The organism is Pseudomonas sp. BT76 TE3572, from assembly GCF_050435365.1.
Lineage (GTDB): Bacteria > Pseudomonadota > Gammaproteobacteria > Pseudomonadales > Pseudomonadaceae > Aquipseudomonas > Aquipseudomonas fluorescens_W.
This window is the reverse complement of the sequence record NZ_JBNDKE010000001.1, coordinates 5,410,238-5,436,764: the sequence shown is the minus strand read 5'-3', so window position 1 is coordinate 5,436,764 and position 26,527 is coordinate 5,410,238. Positions and strand designations below refer to the sequence as shown.

Here is a 26,527-nt window from a genome sequence, read left to right as displayed (position 1 = left end):
GCGACCCTCAGTAGATCCGGTATTCAGCCCCCACGGGAGGACTGTCTCGATCCAGTGATTACTGTCGATATCCTTGACCTGAGAATAGAGGAAAAGTCTGACTAGCACGTCAAGTGAGACCAGAAGGCGCCGAATGGTCATTGTGTGAATATTGACGTCAGAGTGATGGCACTTTTTCGCAAGGCACCGGATACAAATGTGGGAGCGAGCCTGCTCGCGAAGAGGGAGTGTCAGCTGACGTCAATGTCGTCTGATACACCGCTTTCGCGAGCAGGCTCGCTCCCACAGGGGATCCGTGTGATCCTCAGATTGCTCAGGCCGGCTTGGCCTCGACCAGTGCTTCCTGCGCAGCTTCTTTCTCAGCTTCCTTGAGGTCTTCTTCGCTGATCATTTCTGCGATGACCCGCAAGCGTTCCACCACCCGCGCGTTGACGCTGCCTTCAGGGAACTGGCCATCGGCGTCCGGCGCACCCGCCGGTTCGCCGACCAACAGGCTCAGGGCTTCATCAGCCTGGCGCACGGCGTAAACATGGAACTGCCCCGCGCGCACCGCCGCCAGCACTTTTTCGTCGAGCATCAGCGTGGCAACGTTGGCGTGGGGAATGATTGCTCCCTGCTCACCGGTCAGCCCGCGCGCTTCGCAGAGTCGGAAGAAGCCTTCGATCTTCTCGTTGACCCCACCTACCGCCTGCACTTCACCGAACTGGTTGATCGAGCCGGTGATCGCAAAACACTGCTTGAGCGGAGTTTTCGACAAGGCGGAAATCAAGGTGCAAGCCTCGCCCAACGATGCACTATCACCATCGACGTAACCGTAGGATTGCTCCAGGGCGATACTGGCGGAAATCGCCAGCGGGAATTCCTGGGCGTAACGGCTGCCCAGATACCCGGTGAGGATCATCACGCCTTTGGAGTGAATGGGCTGACCGAGGTTGACCTCGCGCTCGATGTCGACGATGCCGCTACCGCCCGGATACACCGTGGCGGAAATCCGCGCCGGCACACCGAACGCCGAATCGCCGACCTCCAGCACTGTCAATCCGTTGCATTTGCCCACCGCCGCGCCGTCCGTGTCGATCAGGATGATCCCGGCCAGCATGTCATCGAGAATCCGCGCCGAGACGCGCCCGGTCCGCGTGGCCTTGGCCTTGAGCGCACGTTCGATGTGCCCGGCGTCAGTCATTTCGTCGCTGGCCAGTTGGCGAATGAAATCCGCCTCGCTGACCAGTTGGAACAGATCACCGATCCGCGCCGACAAACGCCCCTGGTGCTCAGCCAGGCGAGCACTGTAAGTCGCCAGACGCGCCACCGCATCGGCGGTCAGCGGCGCCATGCCTTCTTCGGAAGTGCGGGTCTTGAGCAACTGGGCGAACTGCTCCAGGCTTTCGTCGACCATCGGGATGTCTTCGTCGAAGTCCACCAGGACGCGGAACATCTCCTGGAAGTCCGGATCGAGGTCCTGCAGCGTGTAGTAGAGCTGTCGGGCGCCGATGATGACGACTTTGACCTGCAACGGAATATGTTGCGGTGTCAGGGTCACGGTGGCGAAACGGCCCATCTCGCCCAGCGGCGATTCCATTTTCAATTTGCGCGATTGCAGCGCGCGCTTGAGCGCATCCCATACGAATGGCTCGCTGAGCATTTTTTCCGCTTCAAGAATCAAGAAGCCGCCGTTGGCGCGGTGCAGTGCACCCGGACGCAACTGTCGATACGTGGTGTAGAGCGCGCCCTGATCGGTGGTGTACTCGATGCGGCCGAACAGGTTTTCGTAAGTCGGGTGCGGCTCAAAGACCACTGGCGCACCACCGCTGTGCGGATGACCGACCACCAGGCTCGGTGCGTATTGCTCTTCCAGCAGCTTGCGGGCGATGGCGTCAGCCTTGCTGTCGTCTACCAGTTGCTCGACCACGGTCTTGAGCAGATACACCTGCATCGCTTGCAAGTAACCGCAAACGCCGGCGTTTTCCGCGTACTTTTCCGACAGCGGCGCGAGCAAGGGTTGCAAGGCCAGGGTGATGGTTTCTTCGTTGAGCTGGCGCAGTAGATTGCTCGACTCACGCTTCCATTGCGGCAGGCTGGCGAGCTCTTCGTTCAGCCGCTCTTCCAGCCACGAAATATCCTCGTGAAAACGCTCGCGATCGACTTCCGGCAACTGGGCAAATTCGGCCTCATCCACAGCCTTGCCTTCGCTCATCGGCGTGAAGGCGATATTGGTGCTGTCGCGGTACAGCGCAACGTCTTTCTCCAGCGCCAGACGCTCGATCACATCCAGCGCGCGGTCATAGCGTTGATTGAAGGCGCGGTCGATGGCGCTTTTCTTCTGCTGGTAGGACGGGTGCTCGAACACGGCCGGAAAAGTCGCCAGCAGGTTATCGATCAAGCCGTTGATGTCATCGATAAAGGCGCCGGCAGTGCCCGAGGGCAATTCCAGTGCGCGAGGTTCGCGAGGATCATCGAAATTGTTGACGTAGACCCAGTCCGCCGGGGTCTGCAGGCGTTTGCCTTCGGCTTTCAGGTAGCGTTTGACGAACGAAAACCGGCCGGTGCCGGGCTCGCCCATGACGAATACGTTGTAACCGGGGCGTGGCATCGCCACACCGAACTGCAAGGCTTCGACCGCACGTTCCTGGCCGAGCACACCGCGGAAGGGCTCCAAATCATTGGTGGTAGAGAAGCTGAACTGTTCAGCGGAAAACGGACGGGTCAGCGCTTCGGGCGCTAGACGCAAGCTGGCAGCAACAGGATCAGGCATCGGGCTTCCTTACATCAGGCGGGGCAGATAGCGGCATTCTGGCGCTGCCCATACCTCACTTGCAAGGCGCGCCTCTAGCTAAAGCATAGACAAAGCGATATCGCCAAGCGGACCGGGTCTAAATCAATGTTTTCAGCGAATGTTATGCAAAAAATAACGGAACCTCAGGAACGTGCCTAAACTCCAAACTGCGCGGCTGGAACAATAACCGGCCCACTGGCGCCAGATCGGGCCAGCCCCCTGTCCATTGGTATGCACATAAAGAGAAAAAAGCTATGAAACGGATTCTTCTCGGTACTCTCTTCACCGCTGTATCCATCAACGCCATGGCTCAGGCGCCAGGCGGCCCGGATTGTGGTTGGGGCAACATGCTGTTCGAAGGTCAGCGTGGCACCCCGGCTCACTTCCTGGCATCCACCACCAACGGCACTTCCGGCAACGCAACTTTCGGTATGACTTCTGGTACCAACGGTTGCTCAACCAATGCGGCGCTGACCTATGGCGGCAAATCCTGGATTGCCATGAATGGCATGATGAACGAGCTGTCTGAAGACATGGCTAAAGGTCAGGGCGAAGCGCTGACCACTTACGCCGTGGTACTGGGCGTGGCGCCGGAAGACCGTGCGCATTTCGCCGCCGTCACTCATGAGCACTTCCAGCAGATCTTCAGCAAGGCTGACGTGACCGCTGACGACGTGCATACCAACACCCTCGCCGTTCTGAAAAGCGATCCTCGTCTGGCTAAGTACGCTACTCAAGCTTAAGCTCGACCCGCCCGCTGCTCTTTCGGGGAGCGGGTTTTATTTTTTGAACCTGGCCCTTTTCGGGCCTTTGTTTCTTTCGAATTAAGTTGCCCACTATGCTCAAACGCCTTGCCTGGCTGGCGCTCTGTGTCTGCGCCCCGCTGTCTGCCGCGCCACATGTCGACAATCAACGTTTGCAGCAATTGGCCAATGACCCCTTCTGGATTTCCCTGGGCCACTACGAAACCGCCAAACTCGGTGGCTGGCGCAGCTATGTCAGCGACAAGAAATTCTTCCTCGCCGCCGACGGCAATGAACATCCCGACCATGAACTGGCGGCGACCGTGCAAGCGCTGTACGCCCCGGCCAGTGCCGGTGAAAAGCATGCGCAATGCGTCTACCCCGCCCGCACCCGCTGGCTGAAGGCGCAGCTCAACCTGAGCGATCTGCCGACACTGGACTGCACTGAATTCAAGCAATGGTTCAAGGATGTTTCGCCCCACAGTGCGGTGATGATTTTCCCGGCGGCGTATCTGAACAGTCCGTCATCGATGTTCGGCCACACGTTGCTGCGCATCGACCAGGCCAATGTGCAGAGCGATCAAACCGCCCTGCTCAGTTATGCGATCAACTTCGGCGCCTACATCGAGGGCTCGGACAACAGCATCCTGTATGCCTGGAAAGGCTTGATGGGCGGCTATCCCGGTTTGTTTGCCCTGGTGCCTTATCAGGAAAAACTCTCGGAGTACCGCAGTCTCGAGAACCGCGATCTGTGGGAATACCGCCTGAACCTGACCCAGGCAGAAACCGAGCGCATGGTCGAGCACGTCTGGGAGCTCAAACAGATCCAGTTCGACTATTTTTTCTTCGACGAAAACTGCTCTTATCGTCTGCTGGAATTGCTGCAAGTCGCCCGTCCGAGCCTGCGATTGACCGAACAGTTCCCGCTGACCGCGATTCCTACCGACACCGTCAAAGCGGTGAAAGAAGCCGGGCTGGTGGAATCCATTCAGTATCGACCGTCTCGCGAACGAGAACTGCTGAGCCGCGCCGAGCCGTTGACTCATGAAGAACAGGATTGGGTGCTGAAAGTCAGCGCCGATCAGAAGCAGTTGCAGGAACCGGCGTTCAAGGCTCAACCCAAGGATCGTCAGGCGCTGATCATCGACGCGGCCTATCGCCTGGAGCGCTACCGCGCCAACGGCCAGGAGCGTGATCCGCAACGGGCGCAGCGCAGTTTCGAATTGCTGCGGGCGATCAACCTGAATCCGCCACCGGAACTGGATATCCCGCGACCCGGATTGCCTGAGGATGGCCATGAATCGCGCACCTGGCAGGCCGGCATCGGCACTCGAGGCGACAAGGCCTTTGGCGAGTATGGCCTGCGCATGGCGTATCACGACCTCAACGACAACGCCGAGAGCTTCCCCCTCGGCGCGCAGATTGAAATCCTGCAAATGAAACTGCGCCAGTACGAAGGCAATCACTGGCAGTTGCAGCAATTTGACCTGGCGACTATCCGCTCCCTGACTCCGCGCAATGAATTGCTGCAACCACTCTCGTGGCAAGTCACCGGCGGCCTGGAGCGAGTGCCGGGCAAGCATGACGACGAAACCTTGGTCAGCCACGTCAATGGCGGTGGCGGCGGGACCTGGCAACTGGGCGACGACATGCTCGGCTTTGCTTTGGGCACCGTGCGCATTGAACACAACAATGACTTTGCCGGTTTCATCGCGCCGGCGGCAGGCTTTAACAGCGGTTTGCTGTGGAAAAACCCGGTGGGCAACTTCAGCCTGGAAGCCAAGGGCGACTTCTTCACCAACGGCGAAGTGCGTCGTAGCGTGAGTCTGAACCAGCAGTGGGAATTGTCTCGCAACCTGGGTTTACGCCTGAGTGCCCAGCGCGAATTCAGCCACCTGGCTTCGCCCGAGAATGAAGTGATGCTTGAGGTGAAGTGGTATCACTACTAATCCCTCCCTTGTAGAAACATGGAGCTCGAACAACATGGTCGTTACCTGCAATTCCCTCGAGGACGTTCGCCAAAACATTGATCGACTGGACCGTCAGATAGTCACTCTGCTGGCCCAACGTGGCGCTTATGTGGCGCAGGCGGCTCGTTTCAAGAAGGACCCCGACGCGGTGAAAGCCCCGGCGCGAGTCGAGCAGGTCATCGCCAAAGTTCGCGCACTGGCTGAGGACGCAGGTGCCAGCCCAGAAGTTACGGAGCAGGTTTACCGCGCCATGATCGCTGCATTCATCGAACAGGAATTGTCTGAACACGCGCGCCTGACCGCAACTCCAACGGATTAATCACAGGTCTTTCACAAACGCCTCACGATTCCACTCCTAGACTTCTCCCATAGGCCGTTGACGGCCTGGGAGTCTGAGATGTGGCGTTGCGTGGGTGTGGTGGGTTTGCTGATGTTGATCGCGGGTTGCCAGACGACCCACGAGGATCTGATCGCCAAGGGTTATCCACCGGCGTTCGCCGATGGCTTCGATGACGGTTGCAGCAGTGGCCGGCAAGCGGCGGGGGCAATGACCGGAGAGTTTCGTAAAAACGTTCCGCGTTACCTCAAGGACAAGCAATACGCCGAGGGCTGGAGCGATGGCTTCCGTCAGTGTCAGGCCATGCTGGAAAACCAGGACCGCGAGGACTATCGCAGCCACCATTGGGACGACCGGGACAAAGCCTGGCAGCAGCAGAAGGATCAGGGCGCCGCTCGTGCTTTTCGCTCGCAATAAGTCGCTGGCAGATATCTGTCGAAACTAAAAGCCTGCGACCATGGCCCAAACCCTATAACGGGAGACAACCATGAGTCGCGCCTTCGTCAATGAAGATAACGCCGCCGCGCAAGCCGATCAGCCCGTCGAACGGCAGGTCAGCGCGCAGCCCAATTACGTCACGCCCACGGGGCTGATCCAGTTGCAGGTGAAAGTCGCCGAATTGCAACACCTGCACAGCGAGCAATCGGCCAAAGGTGAGCACGCCGACAAGCAGCGCCTGGCGGACCTTGAACGCGATTTGCGGTATTTCAACCAGCGTCTGCAAAGCGCTCAGGTCGTGACCGCCGCCAACTCAACGCAAAAAGTGCAGATCGGCAGCCGGGTGACCTTCGCCGACGAACACAACACTGAGCAAACCGTGCAACTGGTCGGTGAAGACCAGGCCCACGCGTCGGCGGGCCTGATCAACTGGGGCTCACCGCTGGGCCGGGCATTGCTCGGGGCGCAACTCGGCGACGAGGTGCTGTGGCAACGTCCAGCTGGCGATCAGTTGATCGAGATCATCCGTATTGAACCGGCTTAAACCACACCTTGGGCGAGCATCGCGTCGGCGACTTTGACGAAGCCCGCGATGTTGGCGCCTTTGACGTAGTTGATCCGGCCATTCTCTTCGCCGTAATGCACGCAAGCGTGGTGGATCGACTGCATGATCGCGTGGAGCTTGCTGTCCACTTCACCACCGGTCCACAGCAGGCGCATGGCGTTCTGCGACATCTCCAACCCGCTCACCGCGACGCCACCGGCGTTGGACGCCTTGCCCGGCGCGAACAGAATCCCCGCCTCGATAAACAGGTCCACCGCTTCCAGGGTGGTCGGCATGTTCGCCCCTTCCGCCACGCAGATGCAGCCGTTGCGCAGTAACGTGCGGGCCGCCTCGGCATCCAGTTCGTTTTGTGTCGCGCAGGGCAGCGCGATGTCGCAGCTCAGCGCCCATGGGTGCTGGCCAGCCTTGAACTCCAGGCCAAAACGGCCGGCCAGTTCACTGATGCGCCCGCGCTGGACGTTTTTCAGTTCCAGTACCGCCAGCCACTGCTCTTCGGTCAAACCGCTTTCGCAGTACAACGTGCCTTCGGAATCGGACAACGAAATCACTTTGCCGCCCAGGTCCATGACTTTACGCGCCGCGTATTGCGCAACGTTGCCGGAACCGGAAATGGCTACACGTTTGCCTTCGACGGTTTCACCGCTGCGCTTGAGCATTTCTTCAGCGAAGTACACACAGCCGAAACCGGTGGCTTCCGGGCGAATCAGGCTGCCGCCATAGCTCGGGCCCTTGCCGGTCAGCACACTGGTGAATTGGTTGCTCAGGCGCTTGTATTGGCCGAACAGGAAACCGATCTCGCGGGCACCGACGCCGATATCACCGGCCGGAACGTCAACGTCTGCACCGACGTGACGATACAACTCGCTCATGAAGGCCTGGCAGAACCGCATGACTTCAGCGTCGCTTTTGCCTTTCGGGTCGAAATCCGAACCACCCTTGCCACCGCCCATCGGCAACGACGTCAGCGAGTTTTTGAAGGTCTGCTCGAAGGCCAGGAACTTCAACACGCCGAGGTTCACCGAAGGGTGGAAACGCAGCCCACCCTTATACGGACCGATAGCGCTGTTCATCTGGATGCGGAATCCGCGATTGACCTGCACCTTGCCTTGATCGTCGACCCAGGAAACCCTGAAAACGATCGCCCGCTCCGGCTCGCAAATCCGCTCCAGAATGCCCGAAGTCAGATAGCGCGGATTGGCTTCAAGAAACGGCCACAGGCTGCGCAGGACTTCTTCCACGGCTTGGTGAAATTCGGGTTGGTCCGGGTCGCGTTTTTTCAGGCGGGCAAGGAAGGATTCAACGGATTCGATCATGGAAAAGTCTCGGCAATTTTATTGTCGCAGGAAGAGATTGGGCCGGACTTTAGCAAACTGATTGCGCACAGCAACAGAGCAAAATGTCGCGTTTATGAAATTAAATGGTGCACAGGATATAAATAAACCCCATTTTCAGGCCGGTTTTGCACCTGAAAAGGGATTCACAATGTGAGTTTTGCACCATAAGTAACACCGCTATCGCGAGCAGGCTCGCTCCTACAATTTGAAATGCATTCCCCCTGTGGGAGCGGGCTTGCTCGCGAATGTCGCACCGAGGCACCACTGAAAGACCAAAAAAAACGGAGCCCTAAGGCTCCGTTTTTTCATGCAACCAACCTGAAATCAGGCCAGTTTCTTGTGCCGTACACGGTGCGGCTGAGCAGCCGCTTCGCCGAGGCGCTTGCGACGATCGGCTTCGTACTCGGTGTAGTTACCTTCGAAGAACACCGCTTGCGAGTCGTCTTCGTACGCCAGGATGTGAGTCGCGACGCGGTCAAGGAACCACCGATCGTGAGAAATCACAATGGCAGCGCCCGGGAAGTCCAGCAGGGCTTCTTCCAGGGAACGCAGGGTTTCAACGTCGAGGTCGTTGGACGGTTCGTCGAGCAGCAGGACGTTGCCGCCCTCTTTCAGGGTCAGGGCCAGGTGCAAGCGACCGCGCTCACCACCGGACAGGTCCTTGACGAACTTCTGCTGATCGCCGCCCTTGAAGTTGAAGCGACCGACGTAGGTGCGCGACGGGATCTCGTAGCTGCCGATGCGGATCTGATCCGAACCGTCGGAGATTTGCTGGAACACAGTCTTGCTGCCGTCCAGGTCTTCGCGGCTCTGATCGACGCATGCCAGTTGCACGGTTTCGCCGACTTCGATGCTGCCCGAGTCCGGCGTTTCCTTGCCCATCAGCATGCGGAACAGGGTCGATTTACCGGCACCGTTACCGCCGATCACGCCAACGATGGCGCCTTTAGGCATGGAGAACGACAGGTTGTCGATCAGCACGCGATCGCCATAACCCTTGGAAACGTTCTTGAATTCGATGACCTTGTCGCCCAGGCGTGGACCGGCCGGGATGTAGATCTCGTTGGTTTCGCTGCGCTTCTGGAATTCCTGCGATTGCATTTCTTCGAAGCGTTGCAGACGAGCCTTGGATTTGGACTGGCGGGCCTTGGCGCCTTTGCGCACCCACTCCAGTTCTTCCTTCATGGCTTTTTCGTGGGCCGACTGCTGCTTGGATTCGGCAGCCAGACGATCGGACTTGGCTTCGAGCCAACCCGAATAGTTGCCCTCGTACGGGATACCGGCGCCGCGGTCGAGCTCGAGGATCCAGCCAGCCACGTTGTCCAGGAAGTAACGGTCGTGCGTGATCGCGACCACGGTGCCCGGGAAATCGTGCAGGAAGTGCTCCAGCCAGGCGACGGAATCGGCGTCCAGGTGGTTGGTCGGTTCGTCGAGCAGCAGCATGTCGGGGGCGGACAGCAGCAGGCGGCACAGGGCCACGCGACGCTTCTCACCACCGGACAGGAATTCAATCTTGGCATCCCAGGCCGGCAGACGCAGCGCATCGGCGGCGACTTCCAGTTGGCGATCCAGGTTGTGACCGTCGCTGGCCTGCAGGATGGCTTCGAGCTTGGCTTGTTCAGCGGCCAGTTTGTCGAAGTCGGCATCCTCATCAGCGTAAGCCGCGTAGACCTCGTCCAGGCGCGCCTGGGCGTTCTTGATCACGCTGACCGCTTCCTCGACCACTTCACGCACGGTCTTGGTCGGGTCCAGGATCGGTTCTTGCGGCAAGTAGCCGATGTTCAGCTCCGGCATCGGACGGGCTTCGCCCTCGAACTCGGTGTCGACGCCCGCCATGATTTTCAACAGCGTGGATTTACCCGAACCGTTGAGGCCGAGTACGCCAATCTTGGCGCCCGGGAAGAACGACAGCGAAATGTTTTTCAGGATTTCCCGCTTCGGCGGAACAACTTTACCCAGCCGATGCATGGTGAATACGTATTGAGCCATGGAGAACCTTGGGTCAGTGACAGATGAATGATTGGAGCGCAGGCGATGCCCGGCCAGGCCGTGCGCGTCGTCCGATTGATAGCTATCAATACGTGCGCGCTGAAAAAGCCTGATTCTAGGAGCTGGAACGCTCCCGCGTAACCGGCAAAGCTACCTGATTGACGGAAGGCAGTCCAGCCGAGCGGGTCTGGCACTTTGCCACAACTCAGGGCATGCTAGCCGCCCTTCGGGCGTCCGGCTTATAGTGCACGTCGCGCCAGTCCAGCCAAACCGCAGGATTACAGTTTGTCTAATGTCACTCCCTCATCGTCCGTGAGCGCACTCAATCCTGCGACCGGCTCAACCCTGCGTGGGTCCTTGAAGGGCGCGCTGGCGGCGCTCGTCCTGTTGTTGCTCGCGCTGCTGTTCTGGCAGTTGCTGGATCAACTGCGCGATACCCAACAACGCCAGCGTCAGTACACCATCGACTACACCGCCGATCTGGCCTCGCAAGTCAGCCTGAACATGGCGCTCAACGCCCAGATCGCCCTCAACCTGCTACCGATCGTCGAACAACCGCAAAGCGCCGACGAACAGCAGGCGCTGTTTCTCAAACTGCAAAAATCCTTGCCCGAGCTGCGCAGCCTCGCGTTGCTCAGCCCTTCCGGGAAAATCCTCACCGACAGCGCCGACAACAGCGACGATGCCGACTACCTGAGCGAACTGGTCCGACGCAGTCGCGCCCAGGCCCATTATTTCAGCAACGCCAATAACGGTTCGGTAGTGCATCTGCTGCTGCATCAAGCCAGCGGCAGCACCCGCGGCTACTGGGTTCTGCGCCTGACACCGACATTTTTCTCGTCACTGACCAAACAAAACGAAACCGGTATTCGCCCGCTGTGGGTGGTGGAAAACCGCGTCAATCACCAGATCATCAGCCGCGACGATGGGCAGTTCTCAGCCACTCCGGCAGTGATGACACCGGATGAGCTGGCCAACAGCGTACTGACCGTGCCCCTGAGCAGCAGCGACTGGCAACTGCGCGGGTTGTTCGACCGGCAAAGGGTGATCGAACAGCTGCTGCCGGCGTTCATCGGCAAATGCCTTCTGGGCCTGGCCTTCTCGCTCCTGCCGCTCATCGCCCTACTGAATATGCGCCGCCGCCAACGCCAGGTGCATGAAGGCCGTCGACGCTACCAGGATATTTTCGAAGGCACCGGCGTCGCCTTGTGTGTACTCGACGTGTCCGGGCTCAAAAGCTTCTTCGACAAGGCTCAGCTGTACAGCAGCGAACAACTGAAGGCCTGGCTCGAGACACCGGAACAGCGCCAGCACCTGCTGCAGGAACTGCGCATCACCGAAGTCAACCTGGTCGCCCTGCAACTGCTCAACGTCAGCACGTGCGATCAAGCCTGGAAACTGCTGATCGACGGTAACCCGCAGGACGGCACCGCCATCGGCAATCAAGTACTCGATGCGGTGCTCAACCAGCAGAAACAGCTTGAGCTGGAAATCAAACTGCAAGACGCCAATGGCCGTGACCAGCACTTGTGGCTGGTCCTGCGTCTGCCGGAAGACCAGGACGACTATAAAGCGGTGATCCTGAGCATCACCGATATCACCAGCCGCAAGCTTGTCGAATTGTCGCTGCTGGAACGCGAAGGATTCTGGTCCGATGTGGTGCGCACCGTGCCGGATCATCTGTACGTGCAGGACGTGATCAGCCAGCGAATGATTTACAGCAACCACCACCTGGGCCAGACACTCGGTTACAACCGTACCGAACTGCACCAGATGGGCGAGTATTTCTGGGAAATTCTGCTGCACCCCGAAGATGCCGACTTCTACCACCGCTCGCGCCAAACCCAGCGCCAGGCGGGTTACAGACAATTGATGCAATGCCAGCTGCGCTTCCGCCACCGGGACGGTAAATGGCGGCGCTTCGACATTCGCGAACAGGCGCTGGCGCGGGACAAGCATGATCAGGTCACGCGGATCATCGGCGTGGCCAAGGACATCACCGATCAGATTGAAGCCAGTGAGTCCCTGCGCGACAGCGAGCAGCGTTACCGGATGCTCGCCGAAAGCATCAGCGACGTGATTTTCTCAACCGACAGCAAGATGGCGCTCAATTACGTCAGCCCGTCGGTGCAAGCCGTTCTGGGCTACGACGTCGACTGGATTTTCCAGAACGGCTGGCAATCGACCATCGCCAACCCGCAACAGCTGACCGGCATTTACAGCCTGATGGACCGGGTCAGCAAAGCGCTGAACAAACCCGACCAACTGGCGCTGTTACGCAGCCAGGTGCAGACCCAACTGTTTTTGTTCGACTGCCTGCGGGCCGACGGACGCAAGATTCCTATCGAACTGCGGCTGGTGCTGGTCTGGGACGAACACGGTGCATTCGAAGGCGTACTGGGCGTCGGTCGCGACATCAGCCAGCAACGCCGGGCCGAAAAAGACCTGCGCATGGCCGCGACCGTATTTGAGCACTCGACCTCGGCGATCCTGATCACCGACCCGGCCGGCTACATCGTCCAGGCCAACGAAGCCTTCAGCCGTGTCAGCGGTTATGCGGTAGAGCAAGTGCTCGACCAACTGCCGAACATGCTGACCGTCGACGATCAGCAGGAAGCCCATCTGCGTTATGTGCTCAAGCAATTGCATCAGCACAGCACGTGGGAAGGCGAAGTCTGGCTCAAACGACGCAATGGCGAGCATTACCCGGCCTGGGTCGGGATCACGGCGGTGCTGGATGACGAAGGCGATCTGGCCAGCTACGTGTGCTTCTTCAGCGACATCAGCGAACGCAAGGCCAGTGAACAGCGGATTCACCGCCTCGCCTATTACGACGCCCTGACCCACCTGCCCAACCGCACACTGTTCCAGGATCGCCTGCACACGGCGCTGCAATCGGCCGAACGGCAGAAGTCCTGGGTGGTGCTGATGTTCCTCGACCTGGACCGCTTCAAACCGATCAACGACTCCCTGGGCCACGCCGCTGGCGATCGCATGCTCAAGGAAATGGCCACGCGCCTGCTCGGCTGTGTCGATGATGACGATACCGTGGCGCGCATGGGCGGCGATGAATTCACCTTGCTGCTGCAACCGCGGGCCAACCGTGAAATTGCCTTGAACCGGGCGATTCATGTGGCCGAACAGATTCTCGCCAGCCTGGTGAAACCGTTCGTGCTTGAAGGCCGCGAGTTCTTCGTCACCGCCAGTATCGGCATCGCCCTGAGCCCTCAGGACGGCAACGAACTCAGCCAGCTGATGAAAAACGCCGACACCGCGATGTATCACGCCAAGGAGCGTGGCAAGAACAACTTCCAGTTCTATCAGGCCGACATGAACGCCAGCGCCCTGGAGCGTCTGGAACTGGAAAGCGACTTGCGTCACGCCTTGGAGCAGAACGAATTCGTCCTCTATTACCAACCGCAGTTCAGCGGCGATGGCAAACGCCTGACCGGCGCCGAAGCCTTGCTGCGCTGGCGCCATCCGCGACGCGGTCTGGTGCCGCCGGGAGACTTCATTCCGGTGCTCGAAGAGCTCGGCCTGGTGGTGGATGTCGGCGACTGGGTGATCAGCGAGGCCTGCCGTCAGCTCAAGGCCTGGCATCAGGCCAAGGTGCGGGTGCCGAAGGTGTCGGTGAACATTTCGGCCCGGCAATTCTCCGACGGCCAACTCGGGACGCGGATCGCCACCATCCTCAAGGAAACCGGCCTGCCGCCGGCATGCCTGGAGCTGGAACTGACCGAAAGTATCCTGATGCGCGAAGTCAGCGAAGCGATGCAGATTCTCGCCGGGCTGAAAAACCTCGGCCTGAGCATTGCGGTCGACGACTTCGGCACCGGTTACTCATCGCTCAACTACCTCAAGCAGTTCCCCATCGACGTGCTGAAAATCGACCGCACCTTCGTCGACGGCCTGCCGTCGGGCGAGCAGGATGCGCAGATTGCCCGCGCGATCATCGCCATGGCCCACAGCCTGAACCTGGCGGTTATCGCCGAGGGCGTGGAAACCCACGAGCAACTCGACTTCCTGCGTGAGCATGGTTGCGACGAGGTTCAAGGGTATCTGTTCGGCCGGCCGATGCCGGCGAACCGGTTTGAAGCGCAGTTCAGCAATGATGCGTTGTTCATGTTCGACTGAAACGCAATCACTGTGGCGAGGGAGCTTGCTCCCGCTTGAGTGCGCAGCGCTCACAAGATTTTTAGGGCCGCTTCGCAGCCCAGCGGGAGCAAGCTCCCTCGCCACAGGCCAGCACGATCACCGCTGATCCCGTCGTGAAGCCCACTTGTCTGCGACATGATGTCCTTTCATATGCCATCTAAAACCCATTGGGTTAGAATGCCCCCCTTTTCTGCCCCGATCCCTGAGGACCGCCATGTTCAGCCGTGATTTGACTATTGCCAAGTACGACGCCGATCTCTTTGCCGCCATGGAGCAAGAAGCTCAGCGCCAGGAAGAGCACATTGAGCTGATCGCTTCGGAAAACTACACCAGCCCTGCGGTCATGGAAGCTCAAGGCTCGGTACTGACCAACAAGTACGCCGAAGGCTACCCGGGCAAGCGCTACTACGGTGGTTGCGAGTTCGTCGACGTGGTCGAGCAACTGGCCATCGACCGTGCAAAAGAACTGTTCGGCGCTGATTACGCCAACGTTCAGCCACACGCCGGTTCGCAAGCCAACAGCGCCGTTTACCTGGCGCTGCTGCAAGCGGGCGACACCATCCTGGGCATGAGCCTGGCGCACGGTGGTCACCTGACCCACGGTGCCAGCGTTTCCTCCTCCGGCAAGCTGTACAACGCCGTTCAGTACGGCATCGACGGCAATGGCCTGATCGACTACGACGAAGTCGAGCGTCTGGCGGTCGAGCACAAGCCGAAAATGATCGTGGCCGGTTTCTCTGCCTACTCGCAGATTCTGGACTTCCCGCGCTTCCGCGAAATCGCTGACAAGGTTGGCGCCTACCTGTTCGTCGACATGGCCCACGTGGCCGGTCTGGTCGCCGCTGGCGTCTACCCGAACCCCGTACCTTTCGCCGACGTCGTGACCACCACCACGCACAAGACCCTGCGCGGTCCACGTGGCGGCCTGATCCTGGCTCGCGCCAACGCCGACATCGAGAAGAAACTGAACTCCGCCGTATTCCCGGGCGCCCAGGGTGGCCCGCTGGAGCACGTGATCGCCGCCAAAGCGATCTGCTTCAAGGAAGCACTGCAACCTGAGTTCAAGACTTACCAGCAACAAGTGGTGAAAAACGCCCAGGCCATGGCCGGCGTGTTCATCGAGCGCGGTTACGACGTCGTGTCGGGCGGTACTCAGAACCACCTGTTCCTGCTGTCGCTGATCAAGCAGGAAATCTCCGGTAAAGACGCTGACGCCGCTCTGGGCAAAGCGTTCATCACCGTGAACAAGAACTCCGTGCCAAACGATCCACGCTCCCCGTTCGTCACCTCCGGCCTGCGCTTCGGTACTCCGGCTGTGACCACTCGTGGCTTCAAGGAAGCAGAGTGCAAAGAACTGGCCGGCTGGATCTGCGACATCCTGGCGGACCTGAACAACGAAGCGGTGATCGACGCCGTTCGTGAGAAGGTCAAGGCCATCTGCAAGAAGCTGCCGGTGTACGGCGCTTAATCAGCCCGCAGAACCGCAGCAATGAAAAACCGGCCAGTGATGGCCGGTTTTTTTATGCCCGCGATTTTTTTCAAACAGCGAAAAGGCTCAAGGTCGGGGCATTGCGCCCAACTGGTAAGACCGGTCATGCCAATTTCTGAAAATTTGCTTGCGATCACCCAAAAACAGCGCCTAGACTGCGCCTGCACTGGACATACCGGTAAGACCACAATAATTAAGTCCTGAATCTGATGCGCGAAGCGCACGGCAGCCAGGACACCGACCAGGATTCCTCCCATGCTCAGATGGTGCTCGCGTTCTATCTTCCTCCAAGTGGTTCTCGGACTGGTGCTCGGCATCGTCTGTGGGCTGACCCTTCCTGAATACTCCGCCCAGCTCAAACCGCTCGGTGATGGCTTCATCAAACTGATCAAGATGCTCATCGGTCTGATCGTGTTCTGCGTAGTGGTCAGCGGCATCAGCGGTGCCGGCGACCTGAAGAAGGTCGGACGCATCGGCCTGAAATCGGTGATCTACTTCGAAATCCTGACCACCATCGCCTTGGTGATTGGTCTGGTGTTCGCTTTCACCACCGGCATCGGCAGCGGCGCGAACATTCATCTGGATCAGCTTTCCGCTGCCGACATGGGCGACATAGCCCAGCGCGGTCAGCACATGCAAACCACCTCCCAGTTCCTGATGAACCTGATCCCGACCTCGGTCATCGGCGCCTTCGCGGAGAACAATATTCTGCAAGTGCTGCTGTTTTCGGTGCTGTTCGGCAGTGCGCTGAACCTGGTGGGCGAAGCAGCGTCGGGTATTTCCCGACTGATCAATGAGCTGAGCCACGTGATCTTCCGCATCATGGGCATGATCGTGCGTCTGGCGCCGATCGGCGTGTTCGGCGCCATCGCTTTCACCACCAGCAAATATGGCCTGGACTCGCTGCAACACCTGGGCAGCCTGGTTGGCCTGTTTTACCTGACCTGCGTGGCGTTTTGTGTCGCTGATTCTCGGCTTGGTGATGCGTCTGTCCGGCCTGCGGATGTGGCCGTTGCTCAAGTACCTGCGTGAAGAACTGCTGATCGTGATGGGCACCGCTTCTTCCGACGCCGTGCTGCCACAAATCATGCGCAAGCTTGAGCATCTGGGCATCGGCAGTTCGACGGTCGGGCTGGTGATTCCGACCGGGTACTCGTTCAACCTGGACGGTTTCTCGATCTACCTGACCCTCGCCATCGTGTTCATCGCCAATGCCACCGGCACGCCGCTGGCCATGACCGACCTGCTGACCATTCTGCTGGTGTCGTTGATCACCTCCAAAGGTGCCCACGGGATTCCCGGCTCGGCGCTGGTGATTCTCGCGGCGACACTGACGGCGATCCCGGCGATTCCGGTGGTTGGCCTGGTGCTGGTGTTGGCAGTGGACTGGTTCATGGGCATCGGCCGGGCGCTGACCAACCTGATCGGCAACTGCGTCGCCACCGTGGCCATCGCGCGCTGGGAAAAGGACATCGATATCCAACGGGCGAACAAAGTACTTTCTGGTCAGGTGGGTTATACCTTCCAGCCGAGAAAGCCTGTCGGCCCGGCACATCAGCAGGAATTCTGAATAACCGCCGTGCCTGCCCACGGGCAGGCACGGTCATCAATCGTTTTGGATGCTCATGGAGCGAACAGTGATCACCTCGTCGACCGTTGTGAATTCAGTAGTAGAAAAACTCCGGGCCGCTTTGGCCCGTGGTCAGTGGCGCTCCGGCGAGATGCTGCCGGGGCAGCGTGAGCTGGCCGAACAACTGGGCATCAGCCGCCCGAGCCTGCGTGAAGCCGTCATCGTGCTGGAAACTCTCGGGCTGGTGCGTTCCATGCCGGGTAAAGGCGTGGTGGTGCTGGAGGCCAATCTCAGCGACAGCCAAAGCCACGACAGCGCAGTCGCCGGTGCGAGCCTGGAAGACGTGCTGCAACTGCGCTACACGCTTGAACCGTTCATTGTCGGCCTGGTGGCGCAGTCGATCAGCAGCAAGGAAGTCGGGCAACTGCGCCTGACCCTGATGGACATGCGCGAAGCACTGGAAGCCAACGACAGCGAAGCCGGGGTGAACGCCTACATCGCGTTCCACGAAGAGCTGTTCACGCTGACCTCGAACCCGATTTTCCAGAGCGTGGTGCAACAGACCAGCAACGCCCTCAAGCAAAGCGCCGACGTGCTGCGCAACTCCCCGGAACATTTGGCGGAGCGCCTTGAGGAGAACGAAGCCGTGGTGCGCGCTATTCGCAGCAAAAACAGCGCCCAGGCCAGCGCCGAGATGCGTCGGCACATCCTTCGGGAAGGCCAGCGGATGGGCATCGAATTGAATATTCCGGACGACAACCTCGGCAGTTGAGTCCGCTTCGAACTGGAGACAGGCCATGAACAGCTTCGCCTCACCGCAAACCCTCACAGCCCTGCCCTTCCCGCGAGCGAACACCGGGAAGCCGTCGGCGGATGATCTCTACTCACGGATATTCGATGCCATTCTCGAACAGCGCATCATCCCCGGCAGTCGCTTCACCGAAGAAAGCCTGGGGGACATGTTCGGGGTGAGCCGCAGCAGCATCCGCCAGGTACTGACGCGCCTGTCTCATCAGCAAATCATCATCCTTCGCACCCATCATCGTCCCCGCGTCGCCGCGACAGATGTCGAGCAGACTCGGCAGACGCTTCACGCCCGGCGACTGACCGAGCTCACGCTGGTACGGCTGGCCTGTCAGCAACCTCGCCCGCAAGACCTCAATCGTCTGCGCGACTTGATCGACAGTGAACGCCGGTGTCTGGAGCGCGATCAGCGTGGCCCGGCGATTCGATTGTCGGGGGAGTTTCATTTGCAGTTGGCCGAAATGGCGGGGAATGCACCTTTGGCGCATTTTCTTGGCAGTCTGGTGCCTCTGACTTCACTGGCGATTGCGCAGTTTGATGCGCAGGCGGATGGTTATTGCGTGTGGCAGGCGCATGAGGGGATTCTGGATGCGGTTGAACGCGGGGATGCCCGGAAGGCCGAGACACTATTGAGCCGGCATCTGGATTATCTTGAGATGACATTGCTGAACGCTGAATCGGTTCCCAGCCCGAATCGTGCTGCCGGTTAGATCGCCATCGCGAGCAGGCTCGCTCCTACATTTGAAATGCATTCCCCTGTGGGAGCGACGGTGCGACGATTCGACCTGCTCGCGATGACGGCATCAGGTCCGCTGAGAATGTCGGGGCTTACTCCGCCGCTACCCGCGCAAACCCCTCGCGAATCTTCTCTTCCGGCAAATCATCGGCAATGAACACAATCACGCTTTCGCGCGTTTCATCGTCTGCCCACTCCGTGTCCCAATCGAATCCGTATAACTTCAACACGCCCTGAAACACCATGCGCCGCGGCTCGCCAAGGATGTTCAACACGCCTTTGTAGCGCAGCAATTGCTTGCCATGGTCTTCCAGCAGTTCGTTCATGAACTCGCTGAGTTTATCGATATCCAGAGGCTTGTCGGTGCGCAGCACCAGGCTGGAAATGCGGTCGATGGACGGCGCTTTGCTCACCGGGCGCAGGCTGACGCCGCCACCCAGGTCGGCATTGAGATTGAAGCCGCGCACGTCGAGTAATTCGGCCAGATCGATCTTGCCGTGCTCGACCACGCGGATCGGTGCGCGACGGTTGATGCGGGTCAGGCGCTCGCTCAGCGCGCTAAAGGTCGCCTCGTCCACCAGATCGCGTTTGCTCACCAGCAACCGGTCGGCAAAACCGATCTGCGCCTGGGCGATGGTTTGAGTCAGGTGAGTGTCAGCGTGCGCCGCATCGACCAGGGTAATGATGCCGTCGAGGATGTAGCGCTCGCGCAGCTCTTCATCGATGAAAAAGGTTTGGGCCACAGGTGCCGGGTCGGCCAGGCCGGTGCATTCGATCACCAGACGGTCGAAGGCGATTTCGCCGCTGTCCAGGCGTTCGAGCAGCAGGTACAAGGCCTTGGTCAAATCGGTGTGGATGGTGCAGCAGACGCAGCCGTTGGACAGCGTCATCACTTGCACCGGTTCGTCGCCCAACAGTTGGGTGTCGATACCGGCGTCGCTGAATTCGTTCTCGATCACGGCGATTTTCAGGCCGTGCTCGGCTTTGAGCAGGTAGCGCAACAGCGTGGTTTTTCCCGCGCCGAGAAAGCCACTGAGGATCGTGACGGGAATAGGTTGCAACTCGGTCATAAGGCTCCCGAACGTAACTGATCGTAAAAATGAAAACGCGCCACGACTGGCGTGACGCGTTTTGTTCAAACACTGTGATCCGTCAGCGGATCAACAGCACTTCGGCCCACCCTTGCCACCGTAACGAGCCTCTTGGCGTTCCCGGAAGAACATCTCGTAGGTCATCACCGGTTTGTCCGGGTGTTTGGTTTGCATATGCTCGACGTAATTGTCGTAGTCGGGCATGCCGACCATCAGGCGCGCGGCCTGACCGAGGTATTTACCGAGGCGACTCAGGTCATTGAACACGCTGCAATCCTCGATTACGCATCCGGCAGAGCCTGGAATGGCGCTTCTTTATCCGTACGTTCTTTGCTGCCCCAGGCGGAAATACCGACCTTGAGCGCATAGAACAGGATACTGAATACCACGAACAGGAACAGCGCGGTCAGCGTTGCGTTGGTGTAGGCGTTGAAGATCACGTGCTGCATCTGCGTAATGTCCTTGGCCGGGGCGAGGATCTGACCGTTGGCCAGCGCATCGCTGTACTTCTTGGCCAGCGACAGGAAGCCGATCGCCGGGTTGGCATCGAACAGCTTGATGAAGCCGGCGGTGGTGGTGCAGATCAGCAGCCACACGGCGGGCAGCATGGTGACCCAGACATAACGCTGGCGTTTCATTTTGATCAGCACAACGGTGCCGAGCATCAGCGCGATACCGGCCAGCATTTGGTTGGAGATACCGAACAGCGGCCACAAGGTGTTGATGCCACCCAGCGGATCGATCACGCCCTGGTACAGCAACCAACCCCACATCGCCACGCAACCAGCGGTGGCGATCAGGTTGGCGGTCCAGGATTCGGTGCGTTTCAGCGCTGGCACGAAGGAACCGAGCAAGTCCTGCAGCATGAAACGGCCGGCACGGGTACCGGCGTCCACAGCCGTCAGGATGAACAGCGCTTCGAACAGGATCGCAAAGTGGTACCAGAACGCCATGGTGTTTTCACCCGGCAGGACACTGTGCAGGATCTGCGCGATACCGACCGCGAGGGTCGGCGCACCGCCGGCACGGGCCAGGATGGTGGTTTCACCAATGTCCTTGGCCACCGCTTGCAGCGCTTCCGGGGTGATTGCAAAGCCCCAGCTGCTGACGGTTTGTGCCACGGCTACCACGTCACCGCCGACGACTGCCGCCGGGCTGTTCATGGCGAAGTACACGCCTGGTTCAATTACCGAAGCGGCGACCATGGCCATGATGGCAACGAAGGATTCCATCAACATGCCGCCGTAACCGATGTAACGAGCGTTGACCTCGTTATCCAGCAGTTTCGGCGTGGTGCCGGAGGAGATCAGCGCATGGAAACCCGAAACGGCGCCACAGGCAATGGTGATGAACAGGAACGGGAACAACCCGCCCTTCCACACCGGCCCGGTGCCGTCGACGAACTGGGTCAATGCCGGCATTTTCAGCTCGGGCATGGTGATCAGGATGCCGATCGCCAGCGCCACGATGGTGCCGATCTTCAGGAAGGTCGACAGGTAGTCACGCGGCGCCAGAATCAGCCACACCGGTAACGAGGCGGCCACGAAACCGTAACCGACCAGCATCCACGTAATCTGCACGCCAGTGAAGCTGAACGCCTTGGCCCAGAACGGATCAGCGGCAATCTGCCCGCCCAGCCAGATCGAACCGAGCAGCAACAGCACACCGACCACGGAGATTTCGCCGATGCGACCCGGGCGGATGTAGCGCATGTAAATGCCCATGAACATCGCGATCGGGATGGTCGCCATCACCGTGAAAATCCCCCACGGGCTTTCGGCCAGGGCTTTCACAACGATCAGCGCCAGCACCGCGAGGATGATGATCATGATCAGGAAGCAGCCAAACAGCGCGATGGTGCCGGGGATGCGGCCCATTTCTTCACGGACCATGTCACCCAGGGAACGACCGTTGCGGCGGGTGGACATGAACAGGACCATGAAATCCTGAACGGCACCGGCCAGCACCACGCCGGCGATCAGCCACAGCGTCCCGGGCAGGTAACCCATCTGCGCCGCCAGGACCGGACCGACCAGCGGCCCCGCGCCAGCAATGGCCGCGAAGTGGTGACCGAAGAGGATGTGTTTGTTGGTCGGCACGTAGTCCAGACCGTCATTGTTGAGCACGGCGGGGGTGGCCCGTCGCGGGTCGAGTTGCATCACATTGTTAGCGATGAACAGACTGTAGTAACGATACGCAACCAGATAGATGGCCACGGCGGCGACCACAATCCACAAGGCGTTGATCGCCTCGCCTCGGCGCAATGCCACTACACCGAGGGCGCACGCCCCTACGATCGCCAGCAGTAGCCAGGGTAGGTGGCGTAGCAGGCCATTATTATTTTTCATTTTATGATTCCAGCCAGGGTGGACAAGAAAGACAGCCATCCCGAGTTTAGCGCTAACAGCCGCAAAGGCCATCCCCCGACATAGGTTGAGCCATCACTTTGCTGGCAGCCTTTGACAATGCGGGTCTATAGTCAGCGAACATTTACGAGGATTGCGCCATGAGCGAGCACCCTACCGATCGCCGCCGCTTCAAACGTATTGCGTTCGATGCCCGAACCGAGCTGAGCCAAGGTGAATTCGTCTGGCCGGTGAAGTTGATCGACCTGTCACTGAAGGGGCTGCTGATCGAGAAGCCCGAGCCATGGCTGGGGAATCCGGAGTGGCATTTTCTGGTCGATATTCATCTCAACGAAGACGTCGAGATCAAGATGGATGTGGTGTTGACCCACAATGATCATGGCCAGCTCGGCTTCGTCTGCAAACACATCAGCCTGGAATCCATCGAACGCCTGCGGCGGTTGATCGAATTCAACTTGGGGGACCCCGAGGAACTGGAGCGCGAATTGGGCGCCCTGATCGAAATTTGATGACACGATGCAAATCCCTGTGGGAGATTCTATGTTGCAGGGCAACCCTGCAACTTCAGGCCGGCTGGTATTCGCTCTGATTTTTCATCAGGGCAAATGCCACCCGACAGAGTTTCCGGGCAAGGGCCACCAATGCCTGGGTTTTCGAGAAGCCTCTTGCCAAATACGACTCGTAAAACGGTTTCCATTTAGCTGAGCGACAGGCTGCCATTGCGGCGTTGTAAGCCAACCGGCGTACTTCCGGATCCCCTTTTTTGCTCAGGTGCCGGGGGCCGTTCTTCTTCCCGGAGTCATCGACCGTAAGGTCCATCCCTAGAAACGCGATGAACGCATCACTATTGGCAAAATCACCGCGCATAAAGGTCGTCGCCAACCCGGTTGCAGTCAGTTCGCCAACACCTTCGATGGCTTTGCAGCGGTCGATATTCTCTTCAATTCCCGCCTCTTTGCTGACCTTGCGCAGCAGTTTCTGAATGGCCTGATCCGCTTGCTTGAAGGCCTTTTGCTGGGCGGCCTGCACTTTCTTCAACAAGGGTTCATTGGCCCAGCTCAGCATCAGGCCAGCATGGTTCTGGATCAGCGTTGCACGTCTGTGGAGCAGGCTTTTCAGCGAGGTGTAGGCCTTGGGTGGCGGGCTCCAGATCCGTAGTCCGTCTTGTTCGTTCGTCAAATAGCGCGCCAGCAGACGGGCATCGCAGGGATCGTTCTTGGCGCGCTGGCCGATGCCGCGGCGATAGTTGCTTACCCGATAAGCATCCACGACATAGACCTGGTGACCCATCGCATGGGCCAGCTCGACAGTGTCCAGGTGGTAGATGTTGGTGGCTTCAACGGCGATAGCGCTTTGGGCGGGCAATGTTTTAAGCCAGCGTTTAAGGGCTGTTCGATCGTTCTTGATGGCGTCAGTGGATTGCAGGTCGGAGCGATAGACAACTATTTCAGCCTTGGCGATATCGATGCCAACAACCGTCTGCGAAGTAAGGATTGTCATGACGAATCCTCGGAGCTAGGGTTTAAGAGCTTGTCGGGGTCTACCGTTGCGCTGGCTTGCCTCTATCGTCGGTTTTACCGATGAATTCCTTATCGGCGCTTTGGGTAGAAAGGGCGGGACGAGAAGTCTCCCACGGTCCGTACTGGCTAGAGTCGGAATCGAGCTTTTAGTCACGCCCACCCCTTCAAGTCTAAACATACAAGCGAGCTTGGTCCGGGCGGCGTTCCGACGATAGCGGACTATCAGTCAACAACATCGTTGAATGCTAAACCGCTATCGCGAGCAAGCTCGCTCCCACAGGGTTTGTGAACTATCTGGCAGATTATTCGAACAACGCGTCGAGCGCCTGCTCCAGACGCGTTACGGCAATAATCTGCAACCCCGGAGGTGCTTCTTTAGGCGCATTGCCCTTGGGCACGATGGCGCGCTTGAAGCCGTGTTTGGCGGCTTCTTTCAAACGTTCCTGGCCGCTCGGCACCGGGCGTACTTCGCCGGAAAGCCCGACCTCGCCGAACACCAGCAGATCGTGGGGCAGTGGCCGGTTGCGCAAACTGGACATGACCGCCGCCATCAGCGCCAGATCGGAGGCCGTTTCCAGCACCTTCACCCCGCCAACCACGTTGAGAAACACATCCTGATCGTGGGTCGGAATGCCGCCGTGACGGTGCAGCACCGCCAGCAACATCGCCAGTCGATTCTGATCCAGCCCCAGCGTTACCCGGCGTGGATTGGCCAGGTGACTGTCGTCCACCAGCGCCTGGACTTCCACCAGCATCGGCCGCGTCCCTTCCCACGTCGCCATGACCACACTGCCCGGCACTTCTTCCTGGGCACGGGTGAGAAAAATCGCCGAAGGGTTGGAGACTTCTTTCAGCCCCTTGTCGGTCATACCGAATACGCCCAGTTCGTTGACGGCGCCGAAACGGTTTTTCACCGCCCGCAGCAAACGCAAGCGTCCATCGGATTCGCCTTCGAAATACAGCACCGTGTCGACCATGTGCTCCAGCACTCGCGGCCCGGCCAATGCACCTTCTTTTGTCACGTGACCGACCAGGAAAATGGCCGTGCCGCTCTGCTTGGCATAGCGCACCAGCAACGCCGCGCTTTCCCTGACCTGGGACACGCCGCCCGGTGCCGATTGCAGTTGCTCGGTGAAGATCGTCTGGATCGAGTCGATCACCATCACCTTGGGTTTTTCCTGCCGGGCGGTGGCGATGATGGTTTCGATGCAGGTTTCGGTCATCACCCGCAGTTGATCCTGAGGCAAGCCGAGACGGCGGGCGCGCATGGCCACTTGCTGCTGGGATTCTTCGCCGGTGACGTACAGCGCCGGCATGACTTTCGCGAGGTTGCACAAGGTTTGCAGCAGAATGGTCGATTTGCCGATGCCCGGATCACCGCCGATCAGCACCACCGAACCATCCACCAGGCCGCCACCCAACACCCGATCCAACTCGCTGGACGCTGTGGAAAAGCGCGGAATCTCTTCGACGCTGACTTCGGCCAGGGTCCTGATCTGTGCCTGTTGACCGGTCCAGCCGGTGCGACCGCTGGGGGCTGCGGCACCACCGCTCTCCACCATGGTTTCGGTCAGGGTGTTCCAGGCCCCGCACTCACCGCACTGGCCAGCCCACTTGGGGAAGGTTGAGCCGCACTCGGTGCAGCCGTACATGCGCTTGGCCTTGGCCATCTGAACTCCCGGCAAAAACCGCGATGATAGCTCAGCTGGTGCGGATCAGCGCGGCGAAGTTACCCAGCGGATCTTCGGCGGCAACTTGTTCGGCCCCTGGAACATATTTACCGCATGACCAATCATAAAAACTTGTACAACCTCCCACTCCGACATATCCAACCAAATACCAGTTTTATCTAATGAAACAAAAATCGAAACCTGTACAAGTCTTAGCCATTTAAAACCCGAACGTACAACCCAACTATTAAGCCAACCCAATGGCAATATAATGGCCTTTTGAAACTTAGCACAGGTAATTTGTTTGAGGCGTTAGTCTTTACACCTTGCAAACCAAACATATAAAAACTTCATGTACCGCACATTGCCTTGCATCAACCCAGTGCGGGCAGAGGCCATAGTCCAAAGCGGCTACCCCGAGCAGACTGATGGCCATTTCAGACTGATTACCGTTGAGAAGGTCGGTAGCCGGCAAGCTCTGTAAGCAGTTGTTTCGAGCAGGATGCATCCTGCTGATTTACACTGCATTCACCAACCTCATCTGTAACAAGGAAATAACCTATGGGCGTGATAAGTGAGTTCAAGGCCTTCGCGGTCAAAGGTAACGTGGTCGACATGGCCGTCGGTATCATCATCGGCGCCGCCTTCGGCAAGATCGTCTCATCGTTTGTCGGCGACGTGGTGATGCCGCCCATTGGCCTGCTGATCGGGGGGGTGGACTTCAGTGACCTGGCCGTCACGCTCAAAGCAGCCAACGGCGATATCCCGGCGGTAGTGCTGGCGTACGGCAAATTCATCCAGAGCCTGATTGACTTCATCATCGTCGCCTTCGCGATCTTCATGGGCGTCAAAGCCATCAACCGCCTGAAACGCGAAGAGGCCGTTGCGCCAACGCTGCCGCCGGTTCCGACCAAGGAAGAAGAGCTGCTGGAAGAGATCCGCGATCTGCTCAAGGCTCAGAACAATCGGCCCTGAAT

The 26,527-nt window shown here is 59.1% G+C and carries 19 protein-coding genes and 2 pseudogenes; 12 read left to right on the top strand and 9 right to left on the bottom strand.

All coding sequences use genetic code 11. The features are described from left to right. Nucleotides 1-313: 313 nt before the first annotated feature. Nucleotides 314-2,752 carry a Lon protease family protein gene (locus tag ABH912_RS24690; protein WP_429511868.1) on the bottom strand — a complete coding sequence of 813 codons (2,439 nt, stop codon included), beginning with the start codon at nt 2,750-2,752 and terminating at the stop codon, nt 314-316. A gap of 275 nt (nt 2,753-3,027) precedes the next feature. Between ABH912_RS24690 and ABH912_RS24685 the strand changes: the two genes are divergently transcribed. The 5 genes from ABH912_RS24685 to ABH912_RS24665 all read left to right on the top strand — a co-directional run bounded on the left by ABH912_RS24685 (nt 3,028) and on the right by ABH912_RS24665 (nt 6,805). Continuing rightward, complete coding sequence (locus tag ABH912_RS24685; protein ID WP_033054280.1) at nt 3,028-3,516, top strand: DUF3015 domain-containing protein; 489 nt, start codon at nt 3,028-3,030, stop codon at nt 3,514-3,516. Nucleotides 3,517-3,611: 95 nt separating this feature from the next. Beyond that, a complete protein-coding gene (locus ABH912_RS24680; protein WP_429511867.1) occupies nt 3,612-5,465 on the top strand; it encodes a DUF4105 domain-containing protein in 1,854 nt (617 codons plus the stop codon). A gap of 34 nt (nt 5,466-5,499) precedes the next feature. Further along, entirely contained in the window at nt 5,500-5,805 is a 306-nt protein-coding gene (locus ABH912_RS24675) for a chorismate mutase (protein WP_033054278.1), read from the top strand. A gap of 78 nt (nt 5,806-5,883) precedes the next feature. Continuing rightward, nucleotides 5,884-6,240, top strand: a complete 357-nt coding sequence (locus ABH912_RS24670; protein WP_033054276.1) for a hypothetical protein — start codon at nt 5,884-5,886, stop codon at nt 6,238-6,240. Between the two features lie 70 nt (nt 6,241-6,310). Then, on the top strand, nt 6,311-6,805 hold the full coding sequence (locus tag ABH912_RS24665) for a GreA/GreB family elongation factor (RefSeq protein WP_033054275.1): 495 nt from the start codon (nt 6,311-6,313) through the stop codon (nt 6,803-6,805). Here the strand turns inward: ABH912_RS24665 and gdhA are convergent. After that, nucleotides 6,802-8,139 carry an NADP-specific glutamate dehydrogenase gene (gdhA, locus tag ABH912_RS24660; RefSeq protein ID WP_429511866.1) on the bottom strand — a complete coding sequence of 446 codons (1,338 nt, stop codon included), beginning with the start codon at nt 8,137-8,139 and terminating at the stop codon, nt 6,802-6,804. The two genes, ABH912_RS24665 and gdhA, sit on opposite strands and share 4 nt — an antisense overlap. Nucleotides 8,140-8,484: 345 nt before the next feature. Continuing rightward, nucleotides 8,485-10,149 carry an energy-dependent translational throttle protein EttA gene (gene ettA, locus ABH912_RS24655; protein ID WP_429511865.1) on the bottom strand — a complete coding sequence of 555 codons (1,665 nt, stop codon included), beginning with the start codon at nt 10,147-10,149 and terminating at the stop codon, nt 8,485-8,487. 285 nt (nt 10,150-10,434) lie between these two features. Here ettA and ABH912_RS24650 point away from each other — a divergent pair, with 285 nt between their 5' ends. Continuing rightward, nucleotides 10,435-14,283: a sensor domain-containing protein gene (locus tag ABH912_RS24650; RefSeq protein WP_429511864.1), complete on the top strand. Its 3,849-nt coding sequence runs from the start codon at nt 10,435-10,437 to the stop codon at nt 14,281-14,283. A 235-nt stretch (nt 14,284-14,518) separates the two neighbouring features. Beyond that, entirely contained in the window at nt 14,519-15,772 is a 1,254-nt protein-coding gene (glyA, locus tag ABH912_RS24645; RefSeq protein WP_033054266.1) for a serine hydroxymethyltransferase, read from the top strand. On the opposite strand, the gene ABH912_RS24640 is transcribed toward glyA, so the two are convergent. Next, a complete protein-coding gene (locus ABH912_RS24640) occupies nt 15,769-16,050 on the bottom strand; it encodes a hypothetical protein (RefSeq protein WP_429511863.1) in 282 nt (93 codons plus the stop codon). The two genes, glyA and ABH912_RS24640, sit on opposite strands and share 4 nt — an antisense overlap. On the opposite strand from ABH912_RS24640, the pseudogene ABH912_RS24635 reads away from it, so the two are divergent. The 3 genes and pseudogenes from ABH912_RS24635 (at nt 16,049) to ABH912_RS24625 (ending at nt 18,877) form a co-directional block, all read left to right on the top strand. Beyond that, nucleotides 16,049-17,363 (top strand): annotated as a pseudogene (locus ABH912_RS24635) (C4-dicarboxylate transporter DctA). The gene ABH912_RS24640 and the pseudogene ABH912_RS24635 overlap by 2 nt on opposite strands. A gap of 67 nt (nt 17,364-17,430) precedes the next feature. Beyond that, nucleotides 17,431-18,135, top strand: coding sequence for a FadR/GntR family transcriptional regulator (locus ABH912_RS24630; RefSeq protein ID WP_033054262.1), 705 nt, complete (start codon nt 17,431-17,433; stop codon nt 18,133-18,135). 25 nt (nt 18,136-18,160) lie between these two features. Further along, nucleotides 18,161-18,877, top strand: coding sequence for a GntR family transcriptional regulator (locus ABH912_RS24625; protein ID WP_429511862.1), 717 nt, complete (start codon nt 18,161-18,163; stop codon nt 18,875-18,877). Between the two features lie 118 nt (nt 18,878-18,995). Here ABH912_RS24625 and yjiA read toward each other — a convergent pair whose 3' ends face one another. From yjiA to ABH912_RS24610, 3 genes are all read right to left on the bottom strand, one after another. Continuing rightward, entirely contained in the window at nt 18,996-19,973 is a 978-nt protein-coding gene (gene yjiA, locus ABH912_RS24620; RefSeq protein WP_429511861.1) for a GTPase, read from the bottom strand. Nucleotides 19,974-20,063: 90 nt separating this feature from the next. Continuing rightward, nucleotides 20,064-20,261, bottom strand: a complete 198-nt coding sequence (locus ABH912_RS24615; RefSeq protein ID WP_008154232.1) for a YbdD/YjiX family protein — start codon at nt 20,259-20,261, stop codon at nt 20,064-20,066. A gap of 14 nt (nt 20,262-20,275) precedes the next feature. Then, on the bottom strand, nt 20,276-22,342 hold the full coding sequence (locus tag ABH912_RS24610; RefSeq protein WP_429511860.1) for a carbon starvation CstA family protein: 2,067 nt from the start codon (nt 22,340-22,342) through the stop codon (nt 20,276-20,278). Between the two features lie 158 nt (nt 22,343-22,500). Between ABH912_RS24610 and ABH912_RS24605 the strand changes: the two genes are divergently transcribed. Next, complete coding sequence (locus tag ABH912_RS24605; protein ID WP_033054258.1) at nt 22,501-22,869, top strand: PilZ domain-containing protein; 369 nt, start codon at nt 22,501-22,503, stop codon at nt 22,867-22,869. A gap of 29 nt (nt 22,870-22,898) precedes the next feature. On the opposite strand, the pseudogene ABH912_RS24600 reads toward ABH912_RS24605, so the two are convergent. After that, a pseudogene (locus ABH912_RS24600) lies at nt 22,899-23,860 on the bottom strand (IS110 family transposase). A gap of 322 nt (nt 23,861-24,182) precedes the next feature. Beyond that, nucleotides 24,183-25,550: a DNA repair protein RadA gene (radA, locus tag ABH912_RS24595; RefSeq protein ID WP_033054257.1), complete on the bottom strand. Its 1,368-nt coding sequence runs from the start codon at nt 25,548-25,550 to the stop codon at nt 24,183-24,185. A 561-nt stretch (nt 25,551-26,111) separates the two neighbouring features. On the opposite strand from radA, the gene mscL reads away from it, so the two are divergent. After that, entirely contained in the window at nt 26,112-26,525 is a 414-nt protein-coding gene (gene mscL / locus ABH912_RS24590) for a large-conductance mechanosensitive channel protein MscL (RefSeq protein ID WP_033054255.1), read from the top strand. The last annotated feature ends 2 nt before the right edge of the window (nt 26,526-26,527 follow it).

Coding starts and splice junctions, on each gene's coding strand:
- ABH912_RS24690 (WP_429511868.1), bottom strand. CDS start 2,752: ATGCCTGATCCTGTTGCTGCCAGCTTGCGTCTAGCGCCCGAAGCGCTG.
- ABH912_RS24685 (WP_033054280.1), top strand. CDS start 3,028: ATGAAACGGATTCTTCTCGGTACTCTCTTCACCGCTGTATCCATCAAC.
- ABH912_RS24680 (WP_429511867.1), top strand. CDS start 3,612: ATGCTCAAACGCCTTGCCTGGCTGGCGCTCTGTGTCTGCGCCCCGCTG.
- ABH912_RS24675 (WP_033054278.1), top strand. CDS start 5,500: ATGGTCGTTACCTGCAATTCCCTCGAGGACGTTCGCCAAAACATTGAT.
- ABH912_RS24670 (WP_033054276.1), top strand. CDS start 5,884: ATGTGGCGTTGCGTGGGTGTGGTGGGTTTGCTGATGTTGATCGCGGGT.
- ABH912_RS24665 (WP_033054275.1), top strand. CDS start 6,311: ATGAGTCGCGCCTTCGTCAATGAAGATAACGCCGCCGCGCAAGCCGAT.
- gdhA (WP_429511866.1), bottom strand. CDS start 8,139: ATGATCGAATCCGTTGAATCCTTCCTTGCCCGCCTGAAAAAACGCGAC.
- ettA (WP_429511865.1), bottom strand. CDS start 10,149: ATGGCTCAATACGTATTCACCATGCATCGGCTGGGTAAAGTTGTTCCG.
- glyA (WP_033054266.1), top strand. CDS start 14,519: ATGTTCAGCCGTGATTTGACTATTGCCAAGTACGACGCCGATCTCTTT.
- ABH912_RS24640 (WP_429511863.1), bottom strand. CDS start 16,050: ATGGGAGGAATCCTGGTCGGTGTCCTGGCTGCCGTGCGCTTCGCGCAT.
- ABH912_RS24625 (WP_429511862.1), top strand. CDS start 18,161: ATGAACAGCTTCGCCTCACCGCAAACCCTCACAGCCCTGCCCTTCCCG.
- yjiA (WP_429511861.1), bottom strand. CDS start 19,973: ATGACCGAGTTGCAACCTATTCCCGTCACGATCCTCAGTGGCTTTCTC.
- ABH912_RS24610 (WP_429511860.1), bottom strand. CDS start 22,342: ATGAAAAATAATAATGGCCTGCTACGCCACCTACCCTGGCTACTGCTG.
- ABH912_RS24605 (WP_033054258.1), top strand. CDS start 22,501: ATGAGCGAGCACCCTACCGATCGCCGCCGCTTCAAACGTATTGCGTTC.
- radA (WP_033054257.1), bottom strand. CDS start 25,550: ATGGCCAAGGCCAAGCGCATGTACGGCTGCACCGAGTGCGGCTCAACC.
- mscL (WP_033054255.1), top strand. CDS start 26,112: ATGGGCGTGATAAGTGAGTTCAAGGCCTTCGCGGTCAAAGGTAACGTG.